This is a genomic window from Halopseudomonas oceani (assembly GCF_002903165.1).
GTDB classification, from domain to species: domain Bacteria; phylum Pseudomonadota; class Gammaproteobacteria; order Pseudomonadales; family Pseudomonadaceae; genus Halopseudomonas; species Halopseudomonas oceani.
This window is the reverse complement of record NZ_PPSK01000006.1, coordinates 11,341-32,505: the sequence shown is the minus strand read 5'-3', so window position 1 is coordinate 32,505 and position 21,165 is coordinate 11,341. Positions and strand designations below refer to the sequence as shown.

Below are 21,165 nucleotides of genomic sequence, written 5' to 3'. Positions count from 1 at the left end.
AACGGTCGCTGCCGGAGGGCAGCGACACCACGGAAACCGGAGTACCGTATGAGCAAACTCAATACCGCCGAACTGCAGGCCATGGACGCCGCCCATTATCTGCACCCCTTCACCGACCACAAGGAGCTGGGTGAGCGCGGCACGCGCATCATCGAGCGCGCCGAGGGCGTGTATCTCTGGGACAGCGAAGGCAACAAGGTGCTCGACGGCATGGCCGGTCTGTGGTGCGTGAATATCGGCTACGGCCGCAAGGAGCTGGCTGAAGCCGCTTACCAGCAGATGCTCAAGCTGCCTTACTACAACAGCTTCTTCCAATGCGCGAACCCGCCGGCCATTGAGCTGGCCAAGGCTATTGCCGAGGTCGCGCCAGCGCACATGAATCATGTGTTTTTTACCGGCTCCGGCTCGGAGTCGAACGACACCGTGCTGCGCATGGTCCGGCGCCACTGGGACCTGAAAGGCAAGCCGAGCAAGAAGACCATTATCGGCCGCATCAACGGCTACCACGGCTCCACCGTCGCCGGTGCCAGCCTTGGCGGCATGTCTGTGATGCACGAACAGGGCGACCTGCCGATTCCCGGCATCGTCCACATCCCGCAGCCGTACTGGTATGGCGAAGGTGGCGACATGTCGCCGGACGAGTTCGGCATCTGGGCCGCCCAGCAACTTGAGGCCAAGATCCAGGAGCTGGGCGAGGACCAGGTCGCCGCCTTCATCGCCGAGCCGATCCAGGGCGCTGGCGGCGTCATCATCCCGCCAGACACCTACTGGCCGGAGATCAAACGCATCCTGGCCAAGTACGAGATTCTGCTGGTCATCGACGAAGTGATTTGCGGCTTCGGCCGAACCGGCCAATGGTTCGCCAGCCAGCACTATGACCTGCAGCCCGACCTGATGCCGATAGCCAAGGGCATGACTTCCGGTTACCTGCCGATGGGCGGCGTGATCGTCAGCGACCGCATGGTCGAAACCATGCTTGAGCACGGCGGCGAGTTCTATCACGGCTACACCTATTCCGGTCACCCGGCCTCGGCGGCAGTCGGCCTGGAAAACCTGCGCATCATGCGCGACGAGAAGATTGTCGAGTACGTTCGCGATGAAGCGGCACCGTATTTGCAAGACAAAATTGCTGGCCTGGCAGCACATCGCCTGGTTGGTGAAGTGCGCGGTGTCGGCCTGCTCGGTGCCATTGAGCTGGTCAAGGATAAGGCAACCCGCGAGCGCTTCCCGGACAAGGGTACCGTCGGCACATTGTGTCGCGACCTCTGTGTCGCCAATGGCCTGGTGATGCGTGCGGTGGGTGACACCATGATCATGTCGCCGCCGCTGATCATCAGCCGCGATGAGATCGACGAGCTCGTCGCGAAGGCCTGGAAAGTGCTTGATCAGGTGGCTGAACAGCTGGGCGTTTGATCGCGCGGCCCCCGACCAGCGGCTATGCTGCCAGTGGGCGCGCTACCCCGATCAGGGGCACGTGTCCACGCCGACACAGCGTTTCCAAACAATGGATGGAGAGTTGAAACGATGATGAAACATCTGGGCAAGACCCTGCTGGCAACGGCCACTGCTGTATCCATCAGTACCGCAGCCATGGCAGAGGAAGTGGTAAACGTCTACAACTGGTCGGACTACATCGCCGAGGACACCCTCGACAACTTCCAGAAGGAAACCGGCATTCGCCCGGTCTATGACGTCTTTGACAGCAACGAAGTTTTGGAAGCCAAACTGCTGTCGGGCAGCTCCGGATTCGACATTGTCGTACCGTCCAACCAGTTCCTGGGCAAGCAGATCAAGGCTGGCGCCTTCCTGCCGCTGGACCGCAGCAAGCTGCCGAACTGGGAGAACCTGGACCCGACGCTGCTGCGCGCGCTGGAAACCAACGACCCGGGTAACCAATACGCGTTCCCCTATCTGTGGGGCACCACTGGCATTGGCTACAACCCGGAGAAGGTCAAGGCCGTACTGGGTGAAGATGCACCGGTCAACTCCTGGGATCTGGTATTCAAACCCGAGAACATGGAGAAACTGGCCTCCTGTGGCGTGGCCGTTCTGGACGCACCCGCCGAGATCATTCCATCTGCCCTGTTCTACCTCGGCCTGAACCCGAACAGTGCCGACGCAGCGGACTATCCGAAGGCGCAGGAACTGCTGATGAGTGTGCGGCCGTACATTACCTACTTCCATTCCTCCAAGTTCATTACCGATCTGGCCAACGGTGACATTTGCGTTGCCGTAGGCTGGTCCGGCGACATTCTGCAGGCGGCAGCGCGCGCCGATGAAGCCGAAAACGGAGTCGAAGTGAAGTACGTGATTCCGCGGGAAGGGGCGGCCATGTGGTTCGACATGATGGCCATTCCGAAGGACGCAAAAAATGTCGATAACGCCTACGCGTTTATGGATTATATTCTGCGCCCCGACGTGATCGCCGGCATCTCCAACTATGTTGCCTATGCCAATGGCAATGCGGCTTCCAAGCCGATGGTCGACGAAAGCGTACTCACCGATCCGGGCGTGTACCCCAGCGACGAGACACTGGCAAAACTCTTTACCCTGGCAGAGCTGCCGGCCAACATCGAACGCACCCGGACCCGTGTCTGGACGCGCGTGAAATCCGGTCAGTAATACAGAAGACAGTAACAAGAAACGGTCGGCTGCGGGGCGCTCTCCCTGCACCGGCCAGAACCAAAACAGGCCTGGCAAGCACCGGCGCCTGAATCAGGAGACACCATGAAGCATCCAATGCAAAAGTCGTTGCTGGCACTGACCACTGCCGCCCTGCTGGGCGGAGCCGGTGTCACACACGCTGCCGGTCAGTTGAACATCTACAACTGGTCGGACTACATCGCCGAAGACACCATTGCCAACTTCGAGAAGGAAACCGGCATTCAGGTGACCTACGACGTTTACGACTCCAACGACGTACTCGACGCCAAGCTGCTGACTGGGCGCTCGGGCTTCGACATTGTCGTGCCTTCCAATAACTTCCTGACCAAGCAGGTGCAGGCTGGCGTCTACATGGAGCTGGACCACAGCAAACTGCCGAACATGAGCAACCTGAATCCCGAGCTGATGAAGCAGATGGAAAGCATCGACCCGGGCAGCGCTCACTCGATTCCCTACCTGTGGGGAACCAACGGTATCGGTTACAACGTAGAAAAGGTCGAGGCCGCACTGGGCGGTGAGGCACCACCCAACTCCTGGGCGCTGATCTTCGATCCGCAGTACACCAGCAAGCTTTCCAGCTGTGGCATCAGCATGCTCGACTCAGCCGATGAGATGCTGCCCAATGCTCTCGCCTATCTGGGCCTGAACCCGAACAGCAGTGATGCCGAAGACATCAAGAAAGCCGAAGAACTGCTGCTCGGCGTGCGCAAGGACATTACCTACTTCCACTCCTCGCGCTACATCTCCGATCTGGCCAATGGCGATATCTGCGTAGCGGCCGGCTTCTCTGGTGATATCTTCCAGGCGGCTGCGCGTGCCGAGGAAGCCGAAAACGGCATCGACATCAAGTACATCATCCCCAGAGAAGGCGCGACCCTGTGGTTCGACATGCTGGCGATTCCGAAGGATTCGTCAAACCCAGACAACGCCCATGCCTTCATCAACTACATTCTGCGCCCTGACGTAATCGCACCGATCACCGATTACGTGGCTTATGCCAACCCGAACAAGGCGTCCAATGAACTGATTGACCAGGACATTCTCAACGACCCGGCCATTTACCCCTCCGATGAGGTGATGAGCCGTCTGTATGTCAACGTACCACGTTCCATGGCCGGCCAGCGTCTGATGACACGCGCCTGGAGCCGGATCAAGTCCGGTCAGTAACACACAAGGGGCTGCCTGCGGGCAGCCCCTTGTTGAATCAACAGAACAACGACATCAGGTGCCGCCCCGGCGACCTGCCAATATCTTTTTGTGCAGCCTTGCTGCACAGGTGGAATGAGATCCGGAGACGAATATGGTTGGTGCAGCAGGAGCCATGAAACAGGCGATGGCCAAGGCCGAACCCAATGACTTTGTGAAGATTGAACGCGTCAGCAAGCGGTTCGATGAAGCCCTGGCCGTTGATGACGTCAGTCTGAGCATCAATCGCGGTGAGATTTTCGCCCTGCTCGGCGGCTCGGGTTCGGGCAAGTCGACGCTGCTGCGCATTCTTGCCGGATTCGAACGACCGACCGAGGGTCGAGTACTGCTCGACGGTCAGGACATCACCGATCTGCCGCCCTACGAGCGTCCGATCAACATGATGTTCCAGTCCTACGCGTTGTTCCCGCATATGACGGTCGAACAAAACATCGCCTTCGGTCTCAAGCAGGACAAGCTGTCAAAGTCCGAAATCACCGAGCGCGTCAAAGAGATGCTCAAGCTGGTACACATGACCGAGTATGCGCGCCGCAAACCGGATCAGCTGTCCGGCGGCCAGCGTCAGCGTGTCGCCCTGGCCCGCTCACTGGCCAAACGGCCAAAGGTCCTGCTGCTCGATGAGCCGATGGGTGCACTGGACAAGAAACTGCGTACCCAAATGCAGCTGGAGCTGGTCGAGATCATCGAACGGGTCGGCGTAACCTGCATCATGGTGACCCATGATCAGGAAGAAGCCATGACCATGGCCCAGCGCATCGCGATCATGCACCAGGGCTGGATTGCCCAGGTTGGTACGCCGATGGACATCTACGAGAGCCCGGTCAGCCGGCATGTCGCCGAGTTCATTGGCAGCGTGAACATCTTTGAAGGCGAAATCACCGCCGACATGGAAGACCACGCCATTATCCAGTGCGACTGTCTGGACGAGCCGATTTACGTCGGCCACGGCATCACCACCCGCGCCCAGGACAAGAACATCATCTACGCCCTGCGCCCGGAGAAGGTCTGGGTCAGTGCAGACAAGCCCGAAGGCGAGTACAACAGCTCCCACGGCGTGGTCCATGACATCGCCTATCTTGGCGGCCACTCGGTGTACTACATCAAGCTCGACAGCGGCAAGATGGTGCAGGCCTTCTTCGCCAACTCCGAACGCCGGCTGCCTCGCCCGACCTGGGAGGACGAGGTGTACATCAGTTGGGAAGACGACAGCGGGGTCATTCTGCACTCATGAAAATGCCACGCCTGACTCCGCCTGGGCGCTTCTGGGTCATTAGCGTCCCCTATCTCTGGCTGTTCCTGTTCTTCCTGCTGCCCTTCGCCATCGTGCTGAAGATCAGCTTTTCGGAAGCCGCGATCGCCATTCCGCCCTATCAGCCGATCTTTCAGTACGTCGAGCAGAAGCTCAACGTCATGCTCAACCTCGGCAACTACATCTTCCTCAGCCAGGACGGCCTCTATCTGTCGGCCTATCTGGGATCGTTGAAGATTGCCTTCTTCTCGACCCTGATCTGCCTGCTGGTCGGCTACCCGATGGCCTATGCCATCGCTCGCGCTCCGCGCGAGAAGCAGCTGGTCTACCTGCTGCTGGTGATGATGCCGACCTGGACCGCGATCCTGATCCGCGTTTATGCCTGGATGGGGATTCTCAGCAACAACGGTCTGCTCAACAGCACGCTGATGAGCCTGGGCCTGATCAGTGAGCCGATGCAGATTCTCAACACCAATACCGCGGTCTATATCGGCGTTGTCTACGCCTATCTGCCGTTCATGGTGCTGCCGCTGTATGCCAACCTGGTTAAGCATGATCACAGTCTGCTGGAGGCGGCCATGGACCTTGGCGCCGGGCGCATCAAAGCGTTCTGGAGCATTACCGTGCCGCTGTCGAAAACCGGCATCATTGCCGGCTCCATGCTGGTCTTCATTCCGGTAGTCGGTGAGTTCGTCATCCCCGAACTGCTGGGTGGTCCGGAAACACTGATGATCGGCAAGGTGTTGTGGCAGGAATTCTTCAACAACCGCGACTGGCCGGTGGCCTCGGCGCTGGCAATTGTCATGCTGGTAATCCTGATCATCCCGCTCGTCCTGTTCCACTACAACCAAGCCAAGGAAATGGAGAAAAAAGCATGAGCAAGCGCCTTTCGTTCTCCACCCTGATGCTGTGGCTGGGTCTGATCTTCATCTACTTGCCGATGATCATTCTGGTGGTCTACTCGTTCAACTCCTCCAGGCTGGTAACCGTCTGGGGCGGCTGGTCAGTGCACTGGTACGTTGGCCTGTTGGACAACACCCAGCTGATGAACGCGGTCAAACGCAGCCTGCAGATTGCCTTCTTCACCGCCTGCGCCGCGGTCTGCCTCGGCACCCTGGCCGCCTTCGTCATGACCCGCATCAAGCGCTTCAGGGGCCGGACCCTGTTTTCCGGCCTGGTCACCGCGCCGCTGGTCATGCCTGAGGTCATTACCGGTCTATCGCTGCTGCTGCTATTTGTGGCGATGGCGCAAATGGTCGGCTGGCCGGCGGAACGCGGCATGGTGACCATCTGGATAGCGCACGTGACCTTCTGTACCGCGTATGTCGCGGTAGTGGTAAGTGGCCGCCTGAGCGAACTTGATCAATCGATCGAAGAAGCCGCGATGGATCTGGGTGCCCGTCCGTGGAAGACCTTCCTGTTGATCACCGTACCGATGATTGCACCGTCGATCGCCGCCGGCTGGCTGCTGTCCTTTACCCTGTCGCTCGATGACCTGGTACTGGCCAGCTTCGTATCCGGCCCCGGCTCGACTACGCTGCCAATGGAAGTCTTCTCCGCCGTTCGGCTTGGTGTGAAGCCTGAAATCAACGCAGTCGCGAGCCTGATCCTGCTAGCGGTGTCGATCTTCACCCTGATCGGCTGGCTGATCGCCCGCAGTGCCGACAAACGCCGTGCGCAGCCGCCAGAGGATGACGACACCATCACCTGGCAGGCGGTCATCGAAAGCCGTCGCAACTGATCCATCCGAGCACGGACGAGGCAGCCAACCTGCCTCGTCCGTGCTCATCACTACGACCTTGCCCCTCCCGAGATAAAACAGTTGGCTTTGACCACCAATCGGTTTAACCTCTCTACTATGAATGAATATTCATTCTATAAGTGCAGAGCGTTCTCATAACGTGCGAAAAGCCGCTATCACGCACTGCACAACGCTGGCGATAGTGACTAGAATACGCGAATGAACACTCATTCGATGACCGTAAAAACACCCCGTCCACGCATCAAGGACAAACGCCAGGCCATTCTCAATGCGGCCTTGAAAGTCTTTGCCAAAGGCGGTGTGAACGGCGTTCCCATGCCCGCCTTGGCCGAACAGGCTCAGGTTGGTACCGGCACGATCTATCGCTATTTCAGCAGCAAGGAGGTTCTGGTCAACGAGCTGTTTCGCGAGCAGCGACAGTTCAAACGGGACCTGCTGTTCGAAGGGCTGGATCCAAACCTGTCGGCGCACGAGCAGTTTGCTGTCGTCTGGCAACGCATGATCCGCTATAGCCGCGAACACCCGGACACCTACCGGTTTCTGGAAATGCAGGATCACCGCCCGTATCTGGACGAGCAAAGCCGCCAATTGGAACAAACGTTCTTTGCCCCGCTGGTCGCGCAGTACCGGCTGTATCAGCAGCAGGGCGTTTACCGCAGCGATCTGCGCGCAGAGGTGCTGCTGACCATGGTTTGGGGCACCTTTGCCAACCTGGTCAAGTGCGAGCGCGAAGGCTTGCTGGTACTGCAGAGCGAAGATCTGGAGGCGGCCTGCGAGACCTGCTGGTCAATGCTTACCGGCTGACAACCACCTTGCTGCCAGACCCATAACACGAGGCAGCAATAATGAGCAAGACAGCGAAATCCCTGAGTGCATTGGGCCTGAGCGCAGCGCTTGGTACCGGAGCTGTGGCCGGTGAAACAGAAGAGCGCGTGCTGCAGATGATAGCGAGCGGCGAAGCCTATTCGGCCGACACCCTGATGCCGCTGTTCAAGCAATTGGAGCCGGTCAGTCTGGAATTCATGCTCGGTACCTGGCGTGGCGGCAAGTTTGATGGTGGTGCCGAACCAGACCCGCTGAACTGGTACGGCAAACGCTTCACCAGCGTCAACGATGTCGAGCCTGTCCTCTACCCCAGCCCGGATGGAACCCTGCAAAACTATGACAAGCTCGGCCGTGCCCAGATCCGTGAGATGGTATTTGACGGCACAGTCTCTGCTGCGCTGATCTACGATCAGCAGCCGATCATCGACTACTTCCGCAAGGTCAACGACGACGTGGTAATCGGCCTGGGCGACATCAAGGGCAGGCCACTGGAGTTCTTCTTCCACCTGACACGCGACCACTGAAACCCGCCCCGCCGCACGCCCCTGCGCGCAGTTAACAAAACGCCGCTTTTCGGGACTGCGCCCAGCCATAAATCGGGGTAGGATTGACGTCACATCAACGCCGGCACTGCCGGCGTTTTCCTGTCACCCGTCTGGAGAAACCCCGTGTCCAAACTGGTTCCCGCCATCGACCCCGAAGGCCTGCTGGAATACTCAGTCGTCTTCACCGATCGCTCCCTCAACCATATGTCCCAGACCTTCCAGCAGGTCATGCGCGACATCTCCGCAACATTGAAGAGCGTTTACAACGCGCATGCGGTCGCAGTCGTCCCCGGTGGCGGTACCTACGGCATGGAGGCGGTTGCCCGCCAGTTTGCCCAGGACAAAAACTGTCTGGTTATCCGTAACGGCTGGTTCAGCTATCGCTGGAGTCAGATTTTCGAAATGGCACGCATTCCAGCCAGCGAAACCGTGCTCAAGGCGGTCAAGTCAGACAGCAGCAACCAGCCGGCGTTTTCCCCGGCGCCGATTGAACAGGTGGTCGCCGAAATTCGTGCCAGCAAACCTGATCTGGTTTTCGCCCCGCACGTCGAAACCGCCGCGGGCATCATCCTGCCCGATGACTACCTGCGCGCCGTAGCCGATGCGGTACACGAAGTCGGCGGTCTGTTCGTACTCGACTGCATCGCCTCCGGCACGGTCTGGGTCGACATGCAGGCCTGCGGCATCGATGTATTGATCAGTGCTCCGCAGAAGGGCTGGAGCGCCTCTCCGTGCAGTGCGCTGGTGATGTTCAGCGAACGCGCCGAACAGGTTCTGGAGCAGACTACCAGCACCAGCTTTGCAGCCGACCTGAAGAAGTGGCGGCAGATCATGCAGGCCTACGAAAATGGCGGTCACGCCTACCATGCCACCATGCCAACCGACGCGCTCAAGGCGTTCCGCGACACCATGCTGGAAACCCGCGACTACGGCTTCGCTAAGGTCAAGCAGGAACAACTGGCGCTCGGCACTGAAGTGCGCCAGCTGATGCAGGAACTGGGCTACAAGAGCGTCGCCGCTGAGGGTTTCGGCGCACCGGGTGTCGTCGTCAGCTATACCGATAACGACGGTATTCAGAGCGGCAAGGCCTTCGCCCCGCTCGGCCTGCAGACCGCAGCCGGCGTACCGCTGATGTGCGACGAACCGGAAGGCTTCAAGACCTTCCGCCTCGGCCTGTTCGGTCTGGACAAGCTGCACAATCCCGAACGCACGGTTGCCACGCTGCGCGAGGCCTTTGCTGCGCTGTAGGCGCAGCAAAAACAGCGACAAGCCTCAAGCTGCAAGCCGCAAGCAAACCCGGTCTCGATGCCGGGTTTTGTTTGTGCGCTGGGGTTGGCTGCCGCGCAGCATGCAGTTCTGCTGGCGCCACCTACCACAGCGTGCCCCGTATAAAGCCAAAAGAAAACCCGCACGGCTGAACACCGCGCGGGTTTGCTTGTAGCTTGCAGCTTGTGGCTTGCCGCTGGCTAGCCCAGCTAGCCCTTTTGCTGCGCCATGATCTCTTCCATGCTCAGACCGGTCAGGCCGTGAATGGTGCGCCAGAGGTAGAACAGAATGGCCATCATCATGATCATCGACGGAATGGCGATCATCGGATAGCTGACCAGCGTCATCTGCCCCAGCTCTTCATTGAAGGCCTCAGTACCCGCCGGACTGACCACAATCCACTTGGCAACAATGTAGTTCATGACCGACGAGAAGAAGAAGGTGCCGGCCAGAAAATAGGTCGCCCGCAGCAAGCGCAGATTAAACAGCTCGACCAGCCCCCGCTCCTGCAGCCGCTCCTGCACCAGTGCCACATTGATGACCTTCTCGTTGTAGAGCATGGTACGAATCAACGGATAACGGGTGCGGGTCGAGACCAGTACGGCCAGGCCGATCACCCCCGGTACCGCTGCCTCCTTGATCGCCAGCCACTTGGTATCGAGTTGCAGCACACCAATCCCACCGGTCAATAACACGCTGACCACGCCAAGCAGCGCGATAAAGTTGAACTTGCGGTACTGCACCAGTTCGAACAGCCCCCAGCCCACCGGCAGCGCCAACGCCAGAATCAGCGCTTTGGTGGCCCCCAGGTGGCTGTCGCCACTGAGTTTCATGAGAATAATCGAGGGGATGATGATACTGACCAGCAGATCGATCAGCGGGCGCGGCTTATGCTGCGCAGGAGCGGTTTTCGCGTCAGACATGGCGGAACAGAAAGTCTCTGGCGGAATGAAGAAGGGCCATCATACACTGGCTGGGCTGGGCGCATAGCAACACGACGCGCCCAGCCGCCGACCGGTCAGCGCAGCATGGTGCTGACCAGCCAGCCGGTATAGCCCAGGTAGGTTGCCAGCAGCAGCATACCGTTGAAGCGGGACACCTCGCCCTGCTTGCCAAAACGTCCAATGCCCATGACCAGCAACACCACGGTCAACACAAACATAATTACCCAGTCACGCTGCAGCACTACCGGGTCGACTGCCAGCGGCGCAATCCCGGCGGCAATACCTACCACCGCCAGGGTATTGAACAGGCCAGAGCCAATCACATTACCCAGCGCGAGATCGTGCTCGTTGCGGCGAATCGCCGCCAGCGAGGAGGCCAGTTCCGGCAAGGATGTACCCACCGCCACGATGGTCAGACCAATGATCAGATCGCTCACCCCCCAACTTTCTGCAATAAACACCGCGCCCCAGACCAGCAGCCGCGAGCTGGCGATCAACAGCACCAGGCCAAGCACCAGCCAGAACAGCGCCTTGGGCAGCGGCATCGCGTGACTGGCGACTTCTTCAGCGTATTCGCCAGACAATGAATCGTCTTTGCCGCGCATGCCCTGCACGATGGACCAGCCCATCAGTACGAAAAACACTCCCAGCAGCACCCAGGCATCGTTGCGGGTGAGCTCGCCGTCAAGCAACTGATACCCCGCCAGCAGGGTAACGCCAAGCAGAATTGGCAATTCCTTGCGAATCACCTGGGAGTGAACCTTGATCGGGCTGATCACCGCAACGAGACCGATGATCAACGCAATATTGGTGATATTCGAACCGTAGGCGTTACCCAGCGCCAGCCCCGGGTTGCCCTGCCCGGCAGCCAGTGCCGAGACCACCATTTCCGGCGCCGAGGTACCAAAGCCGATGATCAGCATACCGATCAGCAGCGGCGGCATGCCCGCATGGCTGGCAGTCGCTGACGCCCCATCGACGAAACGATCCGCACTCCAGACCAAAAGCCCCAAGCCCACTACCACCGCGGCCAATGCCAGCAACATCATCAGATTCCTGTGCCAAATTGAGAAATAGCGTCCATTATCAATGAAAGCGACAGGCGGAGACAGGGGCAGCGAACGTCAGCCGTTACAAAAATGTTCAGCGTTCGGCAAATCCGCCGATACACTCTGTGTCCGCTTTTTTCCCGTGGTGAGGGATCGCCCAATAACCCTGATCTAACAGGTGCTCATAATGGCAATCAATCGTTCACTGCGTCTGCAGACCCTCGTACTCATGGCTGGCAGCCTCGCGCTCATGCTGCTGGTGTCACTCGCCATCACCGTATCGCTGGCCAACAGCGTCGATGGCTACCGCGACCTGCTGGAGCGCCCCGTGACCAGCGCGACGCTGATCAACCGGGCTAATCTCGAGTTCAAAACCCAAGTACAGGAGTGGAAGAACGTCCTGCTGCGCGGCGCCAAACCGGCTGACAAGGACAAATACTGGAGCCAGTTTGAGGCATCCGAACAAGCGGTACAGAACACCTTGCAGCAGATCGGCAGCCTAGCCCTGGCACCCGAGGTGCTCGCCGAGGTGCGGTCACTGGCCGACAAGCATCGCCAGCTCGGCGCGCGTTACCGCGACAGCCTGAAAGCCTATGAGGCCGCTGGTCTGGACCCCACCGCCGGCGACCGTGCGGCGCGAGGCATCGACCGCGAGGTCAGCGAGCACATGGACCAGCTATCCGGTCAGCTCAACACCACAGCGCTGGAACAGAGCACAGTAATCAATACCACCGCCGCACGTACCGTCTGGACCGGGCTGGTACTGCTGGTCATCGCGGCACTGGTTATTGGCGTACTCAGCCAGTGGCTGGTCAACCGCCGACTGGTCAGCCCGATCACCCAGCTGATCGCCCAGATTGAGCGCCTGAGCCAGGGCCGACTCGGTCAATCGGTCAGCCTGGACCGGGCCGACGAGCTGGGCACCCTGGCCCGTGCCGCCAATCAATTGCGCAGTTTCCTCGAGGATACGTTCAGCCAGCTGCAACGCAGCACCAGCGAACTAGACCGTGCCAGTGGCGAGCTGAATACCATTGCCACCCGCATGGCGCATGGTAGCCGTGAACAGTTTTCGCGCACCGACCAGGTAGCCACCGCGATGCAGGAAATGTCTGCCGCCGCCGCGGAGGTGGCACAGCACGCTGCCGAGGCGGCCCGCGCAGCAGACGACGCCGACAGCAATGCGCAGGAAGGGGGCCAGGTAATGCAGGCCACCATCCACGCGATGCAGGACATGCTGGCACAGATCACCCAGACGACCGAAGTGATTCGCCGCCTGGAGGGCGACAGCAATCGTATCGGCAAGGTACTGGATGTCATTCAGGGCATCGCCGAGCAGACCAACCTGCTGGCCCTCAACGCGGCCATCGAAGCGGCGCGCGCAGGTGAGGCGGGACGGGGCTTTGCGGTCGTCGCCGACGAAGTGCGTACGCTGGCCAAACGCACCGCCGAGTCAACGGCGGAGATTCAGCAGATTATCAACGACGTGCAGTCCGGTGCCGGCGAGGCGGTCAAGGCCATCGCCATCGGCCAGACCCGCAGCGAGTCGAGCATGCAGCAGGTCAACCTGGCCGGTGAGCGGCTCACCCAGATCACGGTCGCCATCGAGTCTATCCGCGATATGAACCGGCAGATATCGACGGCAGCCGACGAGCAGACCAGCGTCGCTGAGGACATCACCCGCAACATCACCGAGATCACCGACATTGCCGCCGCCAACCAGAGTGAGGTCGACAATACCGCCCGTGCCAGCCAGGCACTGCATGACCTGTCCGGCGAATTGAGCACCCTGACCCAGCGCCTGTCGGCCTGAGCCAGGGACGTGGGCGTCAGGCCGTCGCGGTGGCGGCCTGGCGCTGACGTTCTTCCTCGTAGAGTTCCTTTTTCGACAGCTTGCCAACCGGCGTTTTCGGCAGCTCTGGACGGATCTCCATCGCACTCAGCCGCTCATGCTTGCCAAGACGCGAGGCGAGAAACGCTTGCAGGGTGTCAAAGTCGAAGGGCTCGGCACCAGCCCGCAGCTTGATGAAGGCTTTCGGCGCCTGTCCGCGATAGGGGTCGTCGATACCGATCACCGACACCTCCTCAACGCCCGGGTACTCGTAGATGGCCTCTTCGATCACCCGCGGATAGACGTTGTAGCCGCTGCACAGAATCATGTCCTTGGTGCGGTCGACAATGTAGACGTAACCGTCTTCATCCATGTAACCAACATCGCCGGTACGCAGGAAGCCGTCGGAGGTCATCGCCTCTGCCGTCGCATCCGGGCGCTTCCAGTAGCCAGCGGTAATGTTCGGTCCCTTGATGCAAACCTCGCCGCGCTCGCCGACCGGCAACTCGTTCTCGCCGCCGTCGAGCGGCAGAATGCGAATCTGTGTACCTGGTACCGGCACACCACATGAGCCGGGGCGCGGACGGGCATCACGCGGCGTAAAGGTGCCGCTGGTGGTGGTTTCGGTCATCCCCCAGCCCTCACGCAGGGCGCAGCCCGAGCGGGAGAAGTACTGCTGTTGCACCTCGACCGGCAACGGCGCGCCACCCGAGTTGGACATTTTCAGCGACGACAGGTCGTGTTGATCAGTCTGCGGGTGACTGAGCAGGCCGATGAACATGGTTGGCACGCCCGGGAAGGTGGTAATCCGGCTCTGGCTAATCTCGCGCAGCACGGTGAGCACGTCGAAGCGCGGATGCAGGTAGATCTCGGCAGCAGCACGCAGGCCAAAAATCATATTCACCATCAGCGCGTAGATGTGGAAAGGCGGCAGCACCGCCAGCACCCGCTCCTGGCCGGGCACGATGGCCGAGCTAAGAACTTGGCGCAACTGGGCACAGGACGCCGTGATGTTGCCGTGGGTCAGCATCGCGCCCTTGGGTACGCCGGTAGTACCACCGGTATATTGCAGCACTGCCAATGTGCTGGCCGGGTCGGCCAGTGAATGCGCCTGGTAATCACCCGTGTTGTCGAGCAGCTCGGCAAAGCTGCAGCACTGGGCATTCCATTCCACCGCGGCCGGGCGGCCCAGCAGATGACGCTGATCGTCGCTCACTTCACCGCAGAACTCGACCAGATTGCCCACCACCAGCTGACGCAGGCGGGTACGCGCCATCAGCGTGACCATACGCGGGTAGAAGGCCTCCAGATCAAGGGTCAGCATGATGTCGGTCTGGCTGTCCTCGATTTTGTGCTCAAGGGTGCGCTCGGCGTCCAGCGGGGAGTAGTTGACGACGGTGCCGCCAGCGCGCAATACGCCGAGAAAGCCGATGAAGTAATGCGGGCAGTTAGGCAGATACAGGCCGACATGCACACCGGGACCGACGCCCAGCTTCTGCAAACCCCGTGCAGCGCGGGACACCAGCCCGTCAAGTTCACGGTAGCTCAGCTTGTGGCCAAAGAAATCGATTGCCGAGTTATCCGGGAACTCGGCGACGGCCGCATCCAGCAACGCCGGAATGGCCTCCGGGGTGTGGGTAAGCTCCCAGTTCACATCCGAGGGATACGACTTCAACCAGCGCAGTTCGGTGTCCACAGCATGCTCTCCATTGTCTGCCCCGGGCGGCTTTGGCGCGGGGCGCTTTTTGTTTTCCCAACCCTAGTCGCTGCGCCGTGCCATAGAGAAGCTTGATCGACTGCGGATATGTCGGACCATAGCCGTTGCCAACGCCGACCGGCACAGCAAATACTGCGGTAAATCAATAATCTGCCAGCCGAATCACCGCATCATTACACTTTTTGCGCGACTCAGCCGATAGCGCTCCAGCGTCGCCTCCCCAATTCAACCAAACCCGTTCAGGAGCACAACCGTGTTCAAAAGCCGTCAATTACGCGCCGAGCTGCAACAGACTCACGATATCAACCGGCAGCTAAAGGATCAGCTCAGCAATCTGGCGACGCAAATGGACGAGCGACAACGGCAATTCGATGCCCGCATCGGCATTGCCGAAAGCGAACAGACGCTGTCACAAAAGCTGCTCAGTTGCCGGGAGACAGGCGACCATCTGGTGCAGGACGTGCGTGAATCCGTGGCCGGTGCGGCCAGCCGGCTGATGGAAGAGCAGCAAACACTGACCGCCCTGAGCGATATTTTCACCCAGACCCAGCAAGCGGTACGCAGCCTGCAGGCACGCTCCAATACCATCGGCAGCCATGCCGAACGTAACGCCGAGTCCGCCAGCAGCCTGGACGAGACCGCCGGGCGCATCCGTTCTTTCGTCGCCGTCATTCACGATATATCCAAGCAGACCAGCCTGCTGGCGCTGAACGCCGCCATCGAAGCGGCACGCGCCGGCGAAGTCGGTCGCGGTTTCGCCGTGGTTGCCGACGAAGTGCGCAGTCTCGCGGAGAAGGCCCAGCATGCCAGTGAAAACATCGAAGACCTGGTCTCCCAGGTAATGGAAAAGAGCCAGGCCCTGTCGGGCATGGCTGAGGAATCGATGCAGAGCAGTCTCGACATCGCTGCCTCTGCCGAGCAAATTGATCAGGTAACCGATCAGGTCATCAACCGCGCCGACCGGATGAAGCAGGTGATCAACGGGTCAGCCACCCACAGCTTTCTGTCCGCGGTGAAACTGGATCACGTGGTCTGGAAAATGGACCTGTATCAGCGCATCGCTGCAGGCAACTTGAGTCAGTCGCTGACCGACCACCATGAATGCCGCCTTGGTCAGTGGTACTACCGCGGCCAGGGCGCCGACCTGTACAGCCAGCTTCCCGCCTTTCGTGAATTGGAGAACGCACACCGCCAGGTACATGAATGCGGCCTGCAGGCGCGTGAAGCCGCACTCAAGGGCGATAACGACTTGCTGCACCGACTGCTGCTGGACATGGAACAAGCCAGTGCGCAGGTCGCCCAGCAGCTTGATCGCCTCGAACGGGAGATCACTGGCAGTCACTGATCCGCGCCGGGGCCGCAAGGACACTGTCACGACACTCAGCGCTATTGCGACCATCGCCGTCACAGGCTATACAGGGAGACCCTTACGCCCGCAGGAAAGAACAAGAGAGAAGGAATGCGTAAACGTCTCACCCCGCTGTTGATCGTAGTAGTCGGAATCATCATCTTCATCCTGCTGCGCGTGACCCGAGATCAACCCGAGCCGCTGGGAACCCAGGAACGTTCGTGGCGGGTCGCTACCGAAACCATCGCCCCCGATGCCTTCCAGCCCCGGCTGACCCTGTACGGTCAATTGGAGTCACCACGGCGCTTCACCGTGGTCGCACCACTGGCAGGACGTATCGCCGCATTACCGGCCACCGATGGCAGCCAGATCAACGCTGGCGAGTTGGTGGTCGCGCTGGACGAGGCCGACATCACGCCACGGGTCGAACAGGCCAAGGCCGAGCTGGCGGATGCCGAGGCGCAGCTGGAAAGTGAAAAGCTGGCACATCAGGCCGACCAGCAGGCCCTGCGCATGGAGCAGCGGCTGGAAGCCAACGCCCGCAAGACGCTCGAGCGCATGCAGCAGCTGGTCGCCCGCCAGATGGTACCGACAGTTGAGGTCGACAATGCCCAGGATGCACTGGACCGGGCTGCGCTGACCGTCGCCAACCGCCAGCGCAGCCTGTCGACCTACCCTTCGCGCCTGGCCGCTCAGCAGGCCAGGGTCGAGCGCGCCAGCGCGACACTGGACAGCATCCAGCGCGACGCCGAGCGCAGCCGCTTTGTGGCGCCCTTTGACGGTGTGGTCGGCGAGGTCAAAGTTGCGGTAGGCGATCAGGTCAACACCAATACTGCGCTGCTCGACTTCTATCCGCTACAGGGGATGGAGCTGCGTGCGCTGGTACCGCAGATTCACAGTCAGGACTTCATCGCCGCGCTAAGTCAGGGGCAAAAGCTGGACGCCCACAGCCTCGACAGCACCCCGGCAATCGAGCTGACCCTGACCCGCATCGCCGGCAAGGCCGACGCCCGCGGTATTGAGGCCATCTTCCAGGTCGAGAATCCGCGTCCGGAATTACGTCTTGGCACTCTGCTTGCCATCAGTGTTGCCCGACCGGCCCACGACAACAGCGTCGCCCTGCCGTACAGCGCGCTGTACGGCAACAACACGGTTTACACGGTCAACGACAGCCGCCTGCAGGCGCTTGCGGTGGAGCGGGTCGGAGAAACGCTGGACGAGCACGGCAACCGACGGGTACTGGTTCGCTCCGACGACCTCAAGAGTGGCATGCAGGTTGTCACCACCCATCTGCCCAATGCCATGTCCGGGCTGAAGGTGGACACCGCTGACCCGGTGGCGGAGCCGGCCCAATGAGCAACACCGGGCCGCTGGGCTTCTTTGTTCGCCACAAGGTCGCCGCCAACCTGCTGATGCTGGTCATGCTGATGGGCGGCGTGATCGGCCTGTCACGCATGAACATTCAGTTCTTCCCGACCTTCGCACTCGACTTCGTCACCGTTCGGGTGGTCTGGAATGGTGCCGCCGCCGAAGACGTCGAGCAAGCCATAACCATCCCGCTGGAACAACGCCTGCGCAGCCTGCAGAACCTCAAGAACATGACCTCGACCTCGGCCCAGGGTGTATCCAGCATCACCCTGGAATTCCGCGAGGGAACCGACCCCATTGTCGCGCTGGACGACGCCCGTCAACAGGTCGACGAATTCCGCAATCTGCCCGCTGCCGCCGAAAAGCCGGAAGTGGTGCGGGTAGCCCGTTACGACCCGATCGCCAACCTGCTGCTGTACGGCCCCTTTGAACCGCACGAACTGCGCAGCATCGCCAACCGCATGGAAGACGACCTGCTCAATCACGGTATCGACCGCATCGTCATCAACGGCGTACCCGAGCAGCAGATCAGCATTGAAGTACCCAATGCCGAGCTGCGCCGCCTTGGCATGTCACTGGATCAACTGGCTAACCGCATCAACGCCGAATCCCGCGACCTGCCCGCCGGACAGGCCGGCGAACTGGATTCGGCCCGCGAGCTGCGTGCCATCGAGCAACGCCGGGACCCGCAGGCCTTTGGCAGCATCGCCCTGCAGCCGGAGAGTGACAGCCACCTGCGGCTGGGCGATATCGCCGACATTCGCCAGGGGCCGCGCCGCAACCAGGTGCTGCTGCGGTACGACGGCCAGCCCGCCGTGGAGCTGCAACTGGAACGCAGCGAAGACGGCGACTCCCTCGAGTCGGCCAAGATTCTCAATGACTGGCTGGAAGAAATCAGCCCGACGCTGCCGCCACAACTGAAGATTCACGTTTATGATCAGGCCTGGCAACTGATTGATGACCGCATCCGGCTGCTGGTCAACAACGGCCTCAGCGGTCTGGTGCTGGTGCTGATCCTGCTCTACCTGTTCCTGCCCGCCCGCGTGGCCCTCTGGGTTGCCGTCGGTATCCCGACCGCATTCCTTGCCGCCATGGCTGTTTTCTGGGTCATTGGCGGCTCGATCAACATGATCTCGCTCTTTGCGCTGATCATGGCGCTGGGCGTCATCGTCGACGATGCCATCGTGGTAGGCGAAGACGCCGACGCTCATCACCGGAGTGGCGAAGCCTCCGAACGCGCCTCCGAAGGCGCTGCCAAACGCATGCTCTGGCCGGTGGTTGCCTCCTCGCTGACCACCATCGCAGCCTTCATGCCGCTACTGATGGTCGGCGGCATCTTCGGCAATATCCTCGGTGACATCCCAGTGGTGATGATCTGCGTACTGATCGCCTCGCTGCTCGAGTGTTTTGTCGTCCTGCCGCATCACCTGCGCGAAGCCTTCCGCCCGAGCAAGCCGCGAAGGGGCAAACTCGCGGCCATTGGCAACCGCCTGGACGATGTCCGCGGCCGCTTCGACAGTGCCTTCAACCGCTTCCGCGACGGCCGCTTCCGGCGCCTGTCACAAGCCGCACTGGCCAACCGCGGCACCACCCTGGCCTGCGCCTTGGTCAGCGTCATCATCACCATTGGCCTGCTCAGCACCGGGCGTATCGGCTTCAGTTTCTTCCCAACGCCGGAGCCGCAGGTGTTGTACGCCAACGTCAGCTTCGTTGCCGGCACGCCGCGCGCCAGCATGGTCGAGTTCATGCGTGAGCTGGAGCAGAGCCTTGGCGAAACGGAAGCAGCGCTGGGCGGCGATCTGATCCTCACCGCACTGACCCGCGAAGGGGAAACCCTTGGCGACAACGGCATTGCCAGGCAGGGTGACAACCTTGGCTCGCTGATGGTCGAGCTGGTATCGCCCGACCATCGGGATGTCCGCAACAAGACCTTCATCCGCGAATGGCAGCAGCGCATTCAGCGCCCGCCCGGCATCGACCGCATCAACATCACCGAGCAGCAAAGCGGCCCGCCCGGCAAGGATGTTGATATCCGACTCACAGGCTCGGACCCGCAGCAGCTCAAGGACGCAGCCGACGCGCTGTCGGTGATTCTCGCCAGCATTGAAGGCGTGGTCAGCACCGACGACGACATGACCTGGGGCCGCGAGCAACTGGTCTACAGTCTCACGCCCTACGGTCAGGCGCTGGGGCTGAGCATCGAGAGTGTCGGCAACCAGCTGCGCGCAGCCTACGACGGTCGGCTCGCGCAGATCTACCAGGACAAACGCGACGAAATCGAAGTTCGTGTGCAACTGCCCCGGGTCGAACGGGAGAGCCTGGCCAGCCTGGGCGACCTGAACATTCGCCTAGATGATGGCCGTTTCGTGCCACTACGCCAAGTGGTCACGTTCTCCAGCAACCAGGGCTTCTCGGCCCTGCGCCATGCCGATGCCCAGCTGGCCACCGATGTGACCGCCGATATCGACAGCAGTCAGACCACCGCCGGCGCGGTGCTCAAGGCCGCGGCGCTGGAGCTGCCGGCCCTGGCCAGTCGCTACAACGTGCGTTACAGCTTCGAAGGGCGCTCGGTCGATCAGCAGGAGACCCTCGCCGATATGCGTGACGGCCTGATCATCGGCCTGTTGCTGATGTACGCGGTGCTGGTCTGGGTGTTCTCATCCTGGAGCACGCCACTGATCGTCATGTCCGTCATTCCGCTGGCACTGGTCGGCGCCCTGCTGGGTCACTGGGTGATGGGTCTGAACCTGACCATTCTGTCGCTGTTCGGCCTGTTCGGCCTGTCCGGTATCGTGGTCAACAACTCCATCATCCTGGTCAGCTTCTACCAGGACCAGCGCACACGCGGACTGCAGGTGAACGAGGCGCTCAACGAGGCGGTAGTGCAGCGCCTGCGGGCTGTGCTGCTGACGTCACTGACCACCATTGGTGGGCTGCTGCCGCTGCTGTTCGAAACTTCGCTGCAGGCCCAGTTCCTGATTCCGATGGCCACCTCAATCGCCTTTGGCCTCGGCTTCTCGACCCTGCTGGTGCTGCTGGTGGTCCCGGCGCTGCTGTCGCTGCTGGAAGGCTGGAAAGCGCGTAGAGCGGCCGCCTAGGGCGGCCGCCAGCTGCAAGCCTCAAGCCGCAAGCAAACCCGGCCTTGGCGCCGGGTTTGCTTTTTGGGGCTGGAAGCCAACAGCTTGCGCGGATGCTTGAACCAACGGAAGGGTGGTTGCAAATTACGTCCAGGTACCACCTGAGCTGCAACCTGAACAGCACCCAACTGTAGGGACGCGACATGTCGCGTCCGCTGCAGCTTTACAGCAACCGGACGCAGAGCGTGGGAACCATCAAACCTGCGCCACCGTGAAGCAAAAAAAACCGCACGACTCACGCCGCACGGTTTTTTCTT

At 60.8% G+C, this 21,165-nt stretch carries 16 protein-coding genes; 13 read left to right on the top strand and 3 right to left on the bottom strand.

All coding sequences use genetic code 11. The annotated features are described in order from the left end of the window. Positions 1-48: 48 nt before the first annotated feature. From C1949_RS08335 to C1949_RS08295, 9 genes are all read left to right on the top strand, one after another. Entirely contained in the window at positions 49-1,413 is a 1,365-nt protein-coding gene (locus C1949_RS08335) for an aspartate aminotransferase family protein (protein WP_104738025.1), read from the top strand. A gap of 114 nt (positions 1,414-1,527) precedes the next feature. After that, positions 1,528-2,622: an extracellular solute-binding protein gene (locus C1949_RS08330; protein WP_104738152.1), complete on the top strand. Its 1,095-nt coding sequence runs from the start codon at positions 1,528-1,530 to the stop codon at positions 2,620-2,622. A gap of 117 nt (positions 2,623-2,739) precedes the next feature. Continuing rightward, the gene (locus C1949_RS08325; RefSeq protein ID WP_211287110.1) at positions 2,740-3,831 is read left to right on the top strand and encodes a polyamine ABC transporter substrate-binding protein; all 1,092 of its coding nucleotides are present in this window, start codon (positions 2,740-2,742) and stop codon (positions 3,829-3,831) included. Between the two features lie 133 nt (positions 3,832-3,964). Continuing rightward, on the top strand, positions 3,965-5,101 hold the full coding sequence (locus C1949_RS08320; protein ID WP_104738023.1) for an ABC transporter ATP-binding protein: 1,137 nt from the start codon (positions 3,965-3,967) through the stop codon (positions 5,099-5,101). Further along, the gene (locus C1949_RS08315; protein WP_104738022.1) at positions 5,098-5,997 is read left to right on the top strand and encodes an ABC transporter permease subunit; all 900 of its coding nucleotides are present in this window, start codon (positions 5,098-5,100) and stop codon (positions 5,995-5,997) included. Before C1949_RS08320 ends, C1949_RS08315 begins: the two co-directional genes overlap by 4 nt. Next, on the top strand, positions 5,994-6,860 hold the full coding sequence (locus tag C1949_RS08310; protein WP_104738021.1) for an ABC transporter permease subunit: 867 nt from the start codon (positions 5,994-5,996) through the stop codon (positions 6,858-6,860). The genes C1949_RS08315 and C1949_RS08310 overlap by 4 nt, the downstream gene beginning before the upstream one ends. 219 nt (positions 6,861-7,079) lie before the next feature. Further along, positions 7,080-7,685, top strand: a complete 606-nt coding sequence (locus C1949_RS08305; protein WP_104738020.1) for a TetR/AcrR family transcriptional regulator — start codon at positions 7,080-7,082, stop codon at positions 7,683-7,685. Positions 7,686-7,726: 41 nt separating this feature from the next. Beyond that, on the top strand, positions 7,727-8,230 hold the full coding sequence (locus tag C1949_RS08300) for a DUF4334 domain-containing protein (RefSeq protein WP_104738019.1): 504 nt from the start codon (positions 7,727-7,729) through the stop codon (positions 8,228-8,230). 144 nt (positions 8,231-8,374) lie between these two features. Beyond that, positions 8,375-9,499, top strand: coding sequence for an aminotransferase class V-fold PLP-dependent enzyme (locus tag C1949_RS08295; RefSeq protein ID WP_104738018.1), 1,125 nt, complete (start codon positions 8,375-8,377; stop codon positions 9,497-9,499). A 227-nt stretch (positions 9,500-9,726) separates the two neighbouring features. Here the strand turns inward: C1949_RS08295 and C1949_RS08290 are convergent, their stop codons facing one another. Both C1949_RS08290 and C1949_RS08285 read right to left on the bottom strand, forming a co-directional pair. After that, positions 9,727-10,440, bottom strand: coding sequence for a VC0807 family protein (locus tag C1949_RS08290; RefSeq protein WP_104738017.1), 714 nt, complete (start codon positions 10,438-10,440; stop codon positions 9,727-9,729). A 95-nt stretch (positions 10,441-10,535) separates the two neighbouring features. Then, the gene (locus C1949_RS08285) at positions 10,536-11,507 is read right to left on the bottom strand and encodes a calcium/sodium antiporter (RefSeq protein WP_104738151.1); all 972 of its coding nucleotides are present in this window, start codon (positions 11,505-11,507) and stop codon (positions 10,536-10,538) included. 190 nt (positions 11,508-11,697) lie between these two features. Between C1949_RS08285 and C1949_RS08280 the strand changes: the two genes are divergently transcribed. After that, complete coding sequence (locus tag C1949_RS08280; protein WP_104738016.1) at positions 11,698-13,320, top strand: methyl-accepting chemotaxis protein; 1,623 nt, start codon at positions 11,698-11,700, stop codon at positions 13,318-13,320. 16 nt (positions 13,321-13,336) lie between these two features. Here the strand turns inward: C1949_RS08280 and C1949_RS08275 are convergent, their stop codons facing one another. After that, complete coding sequence (locus C1949_RS08275) at positions 13,337-15,034, bottom strand: long-chain-fatty-acid--CoA ligase (RefSeq protein WP_104738015.1); 1,698 nt, start codon at positions 15,032-15,034, stop codon at positions 13,337-13,339. Between the two features lie 274 nt (positions 15,035-15,308). Here C1949_RS08275 and C1949_RS19760 point away from each other — a divergent pair, with 274 nt between their 5' ends. The 3 genes from C1949_RS19760 (at position 15,309) to C1949_RS08260 (ending at position 20,869) form a co-directional block, all read left to right on the top strand. Then, complete coding sequence (locus tag C1949_RS19760; protein WP_104738014.1) at positions 15,309-16,400, top strand: methyl-accepting chemotaxis protein; 1,092 nt, start codon at positions 15,309-15,311, stop codon at positions 16,398-16,400. A 114-nt stretch (positions 16,401-16,514) separates the two neighbouring features. Continuing rightward, entirely contained in the window at positions 16,515-17,759 is a 1,245-nt protein-coding gene (locus C1949_RS08265; RefSeq protein ID WP_104738013.1) for an efflux RND transporter periplasmic adaptor subunit, read from the top strand. Then, entirely contained in the window at positions 17,756-20,869 is a 3,114-nt protein-coding gene (locus tag C1949_RS08260; RefSeq protein ID WP_104738012.1) for an efflux RND transporter permease subunit, read from the top strand. The genes C1949_RS08265 and C1949_RS08260 overlap by 4 nt, the downstream gene beginning before the upstream one ends. Positions 20,870-21,165: the final 296 nt, after the last annotated feature.

Bases quoted from the DNA above. Each gene is read 5' to 3' on its own strand.
- C1949_RS08335 (WP_104738025.1), top strand. From the start codon at position 49: ATGAGCAAACTCAATACCGCCGAACTGCAGGCCATGGACGCCGCCCAT.
- C1949_RS08330 (WP_104738152.1), top strand. From the start codon at position 1,528: ATGAAACATCTGGGCAAGACCCTGCTGGCAACGGCCACTGCTGTATCC.
- C1949_RS08325 (WP_211287110.1), top strand. From the start codon at position 2,740: ATGCAAAAGTCGTTGCTGGCACTGACCACTGCCGCCCTGCTGGGCGGA.
- C1949_RS08320 (WP_104738023.1), top strand. From the start codon at position 3,965: ATGGTTGGTGCAGCAGGAGCCATGAAACAGGCGATGGCCAAGGCCGAA.
- C1949_RS08315 (WP_104738022.1), top strand. From the start codon at position 5,098: ATGAAAATGCCACGCCTGACTCCGCCTGGGCGCTTCTGGGTCATTAGC.
- C1949_RS08310 (WP_104738021.1), top strand. From the start codon at position 5,994: ATGAGCAAGCGCCTTTCGTTCTCCACCCTGATGCTGTGGCTGGGTCTG.
- C1949_RS08305 (WP_104738020.1), top strand. From the start codon at position 7,080: ATGAACACTCATTCGATGACCGTAAAAACACCCCGTCCACGCATCAAG.
- C1949_RS08300 (WP_104738019.1), top strand. From the start codon at position 7,727: ATGAGCAAGACAGCGAAATCCCTGAGTGCATTGGGCCTGAGCGCAGCG.
- C1949_RS08290 (WP_104738017.1), bottom strand. From the start codon at position 10,440: ATGTCTGACGCGAAAACCGCTCCTGCGCAGCATAAGCCGCGCCCGCTG.
- C1949_RS08285 (WP_104738151.1), bottom strand. From the start codon at position 11,507: ATGTTGCTGGCATTGGCCGCGGTGGTAGTGGGCTTGGGGCTTTTGGTC.
- C1949_RS08280 (WP_104738016.1), top strand. From the start codon at position 11,698: ATGGCAATCAATCGTTCACTGCGTCTGCAGACCCTCGTACTCATGGCT.
- C1949_RS08265 (WP_104738013.1), top strand. From the start codon at position 16,515: ATGCGTAAACGTCTCACCCCGCTGTTGATCGTAGTAGTCGGAATCATC.
- C1949_RS08260 (WP_104738012.1), top strand. From the start codon at position 17,756: ATGAGCAACACCGGGCCGCTGGGCTTCTTTGTTCGCCACAAGGTCGCC.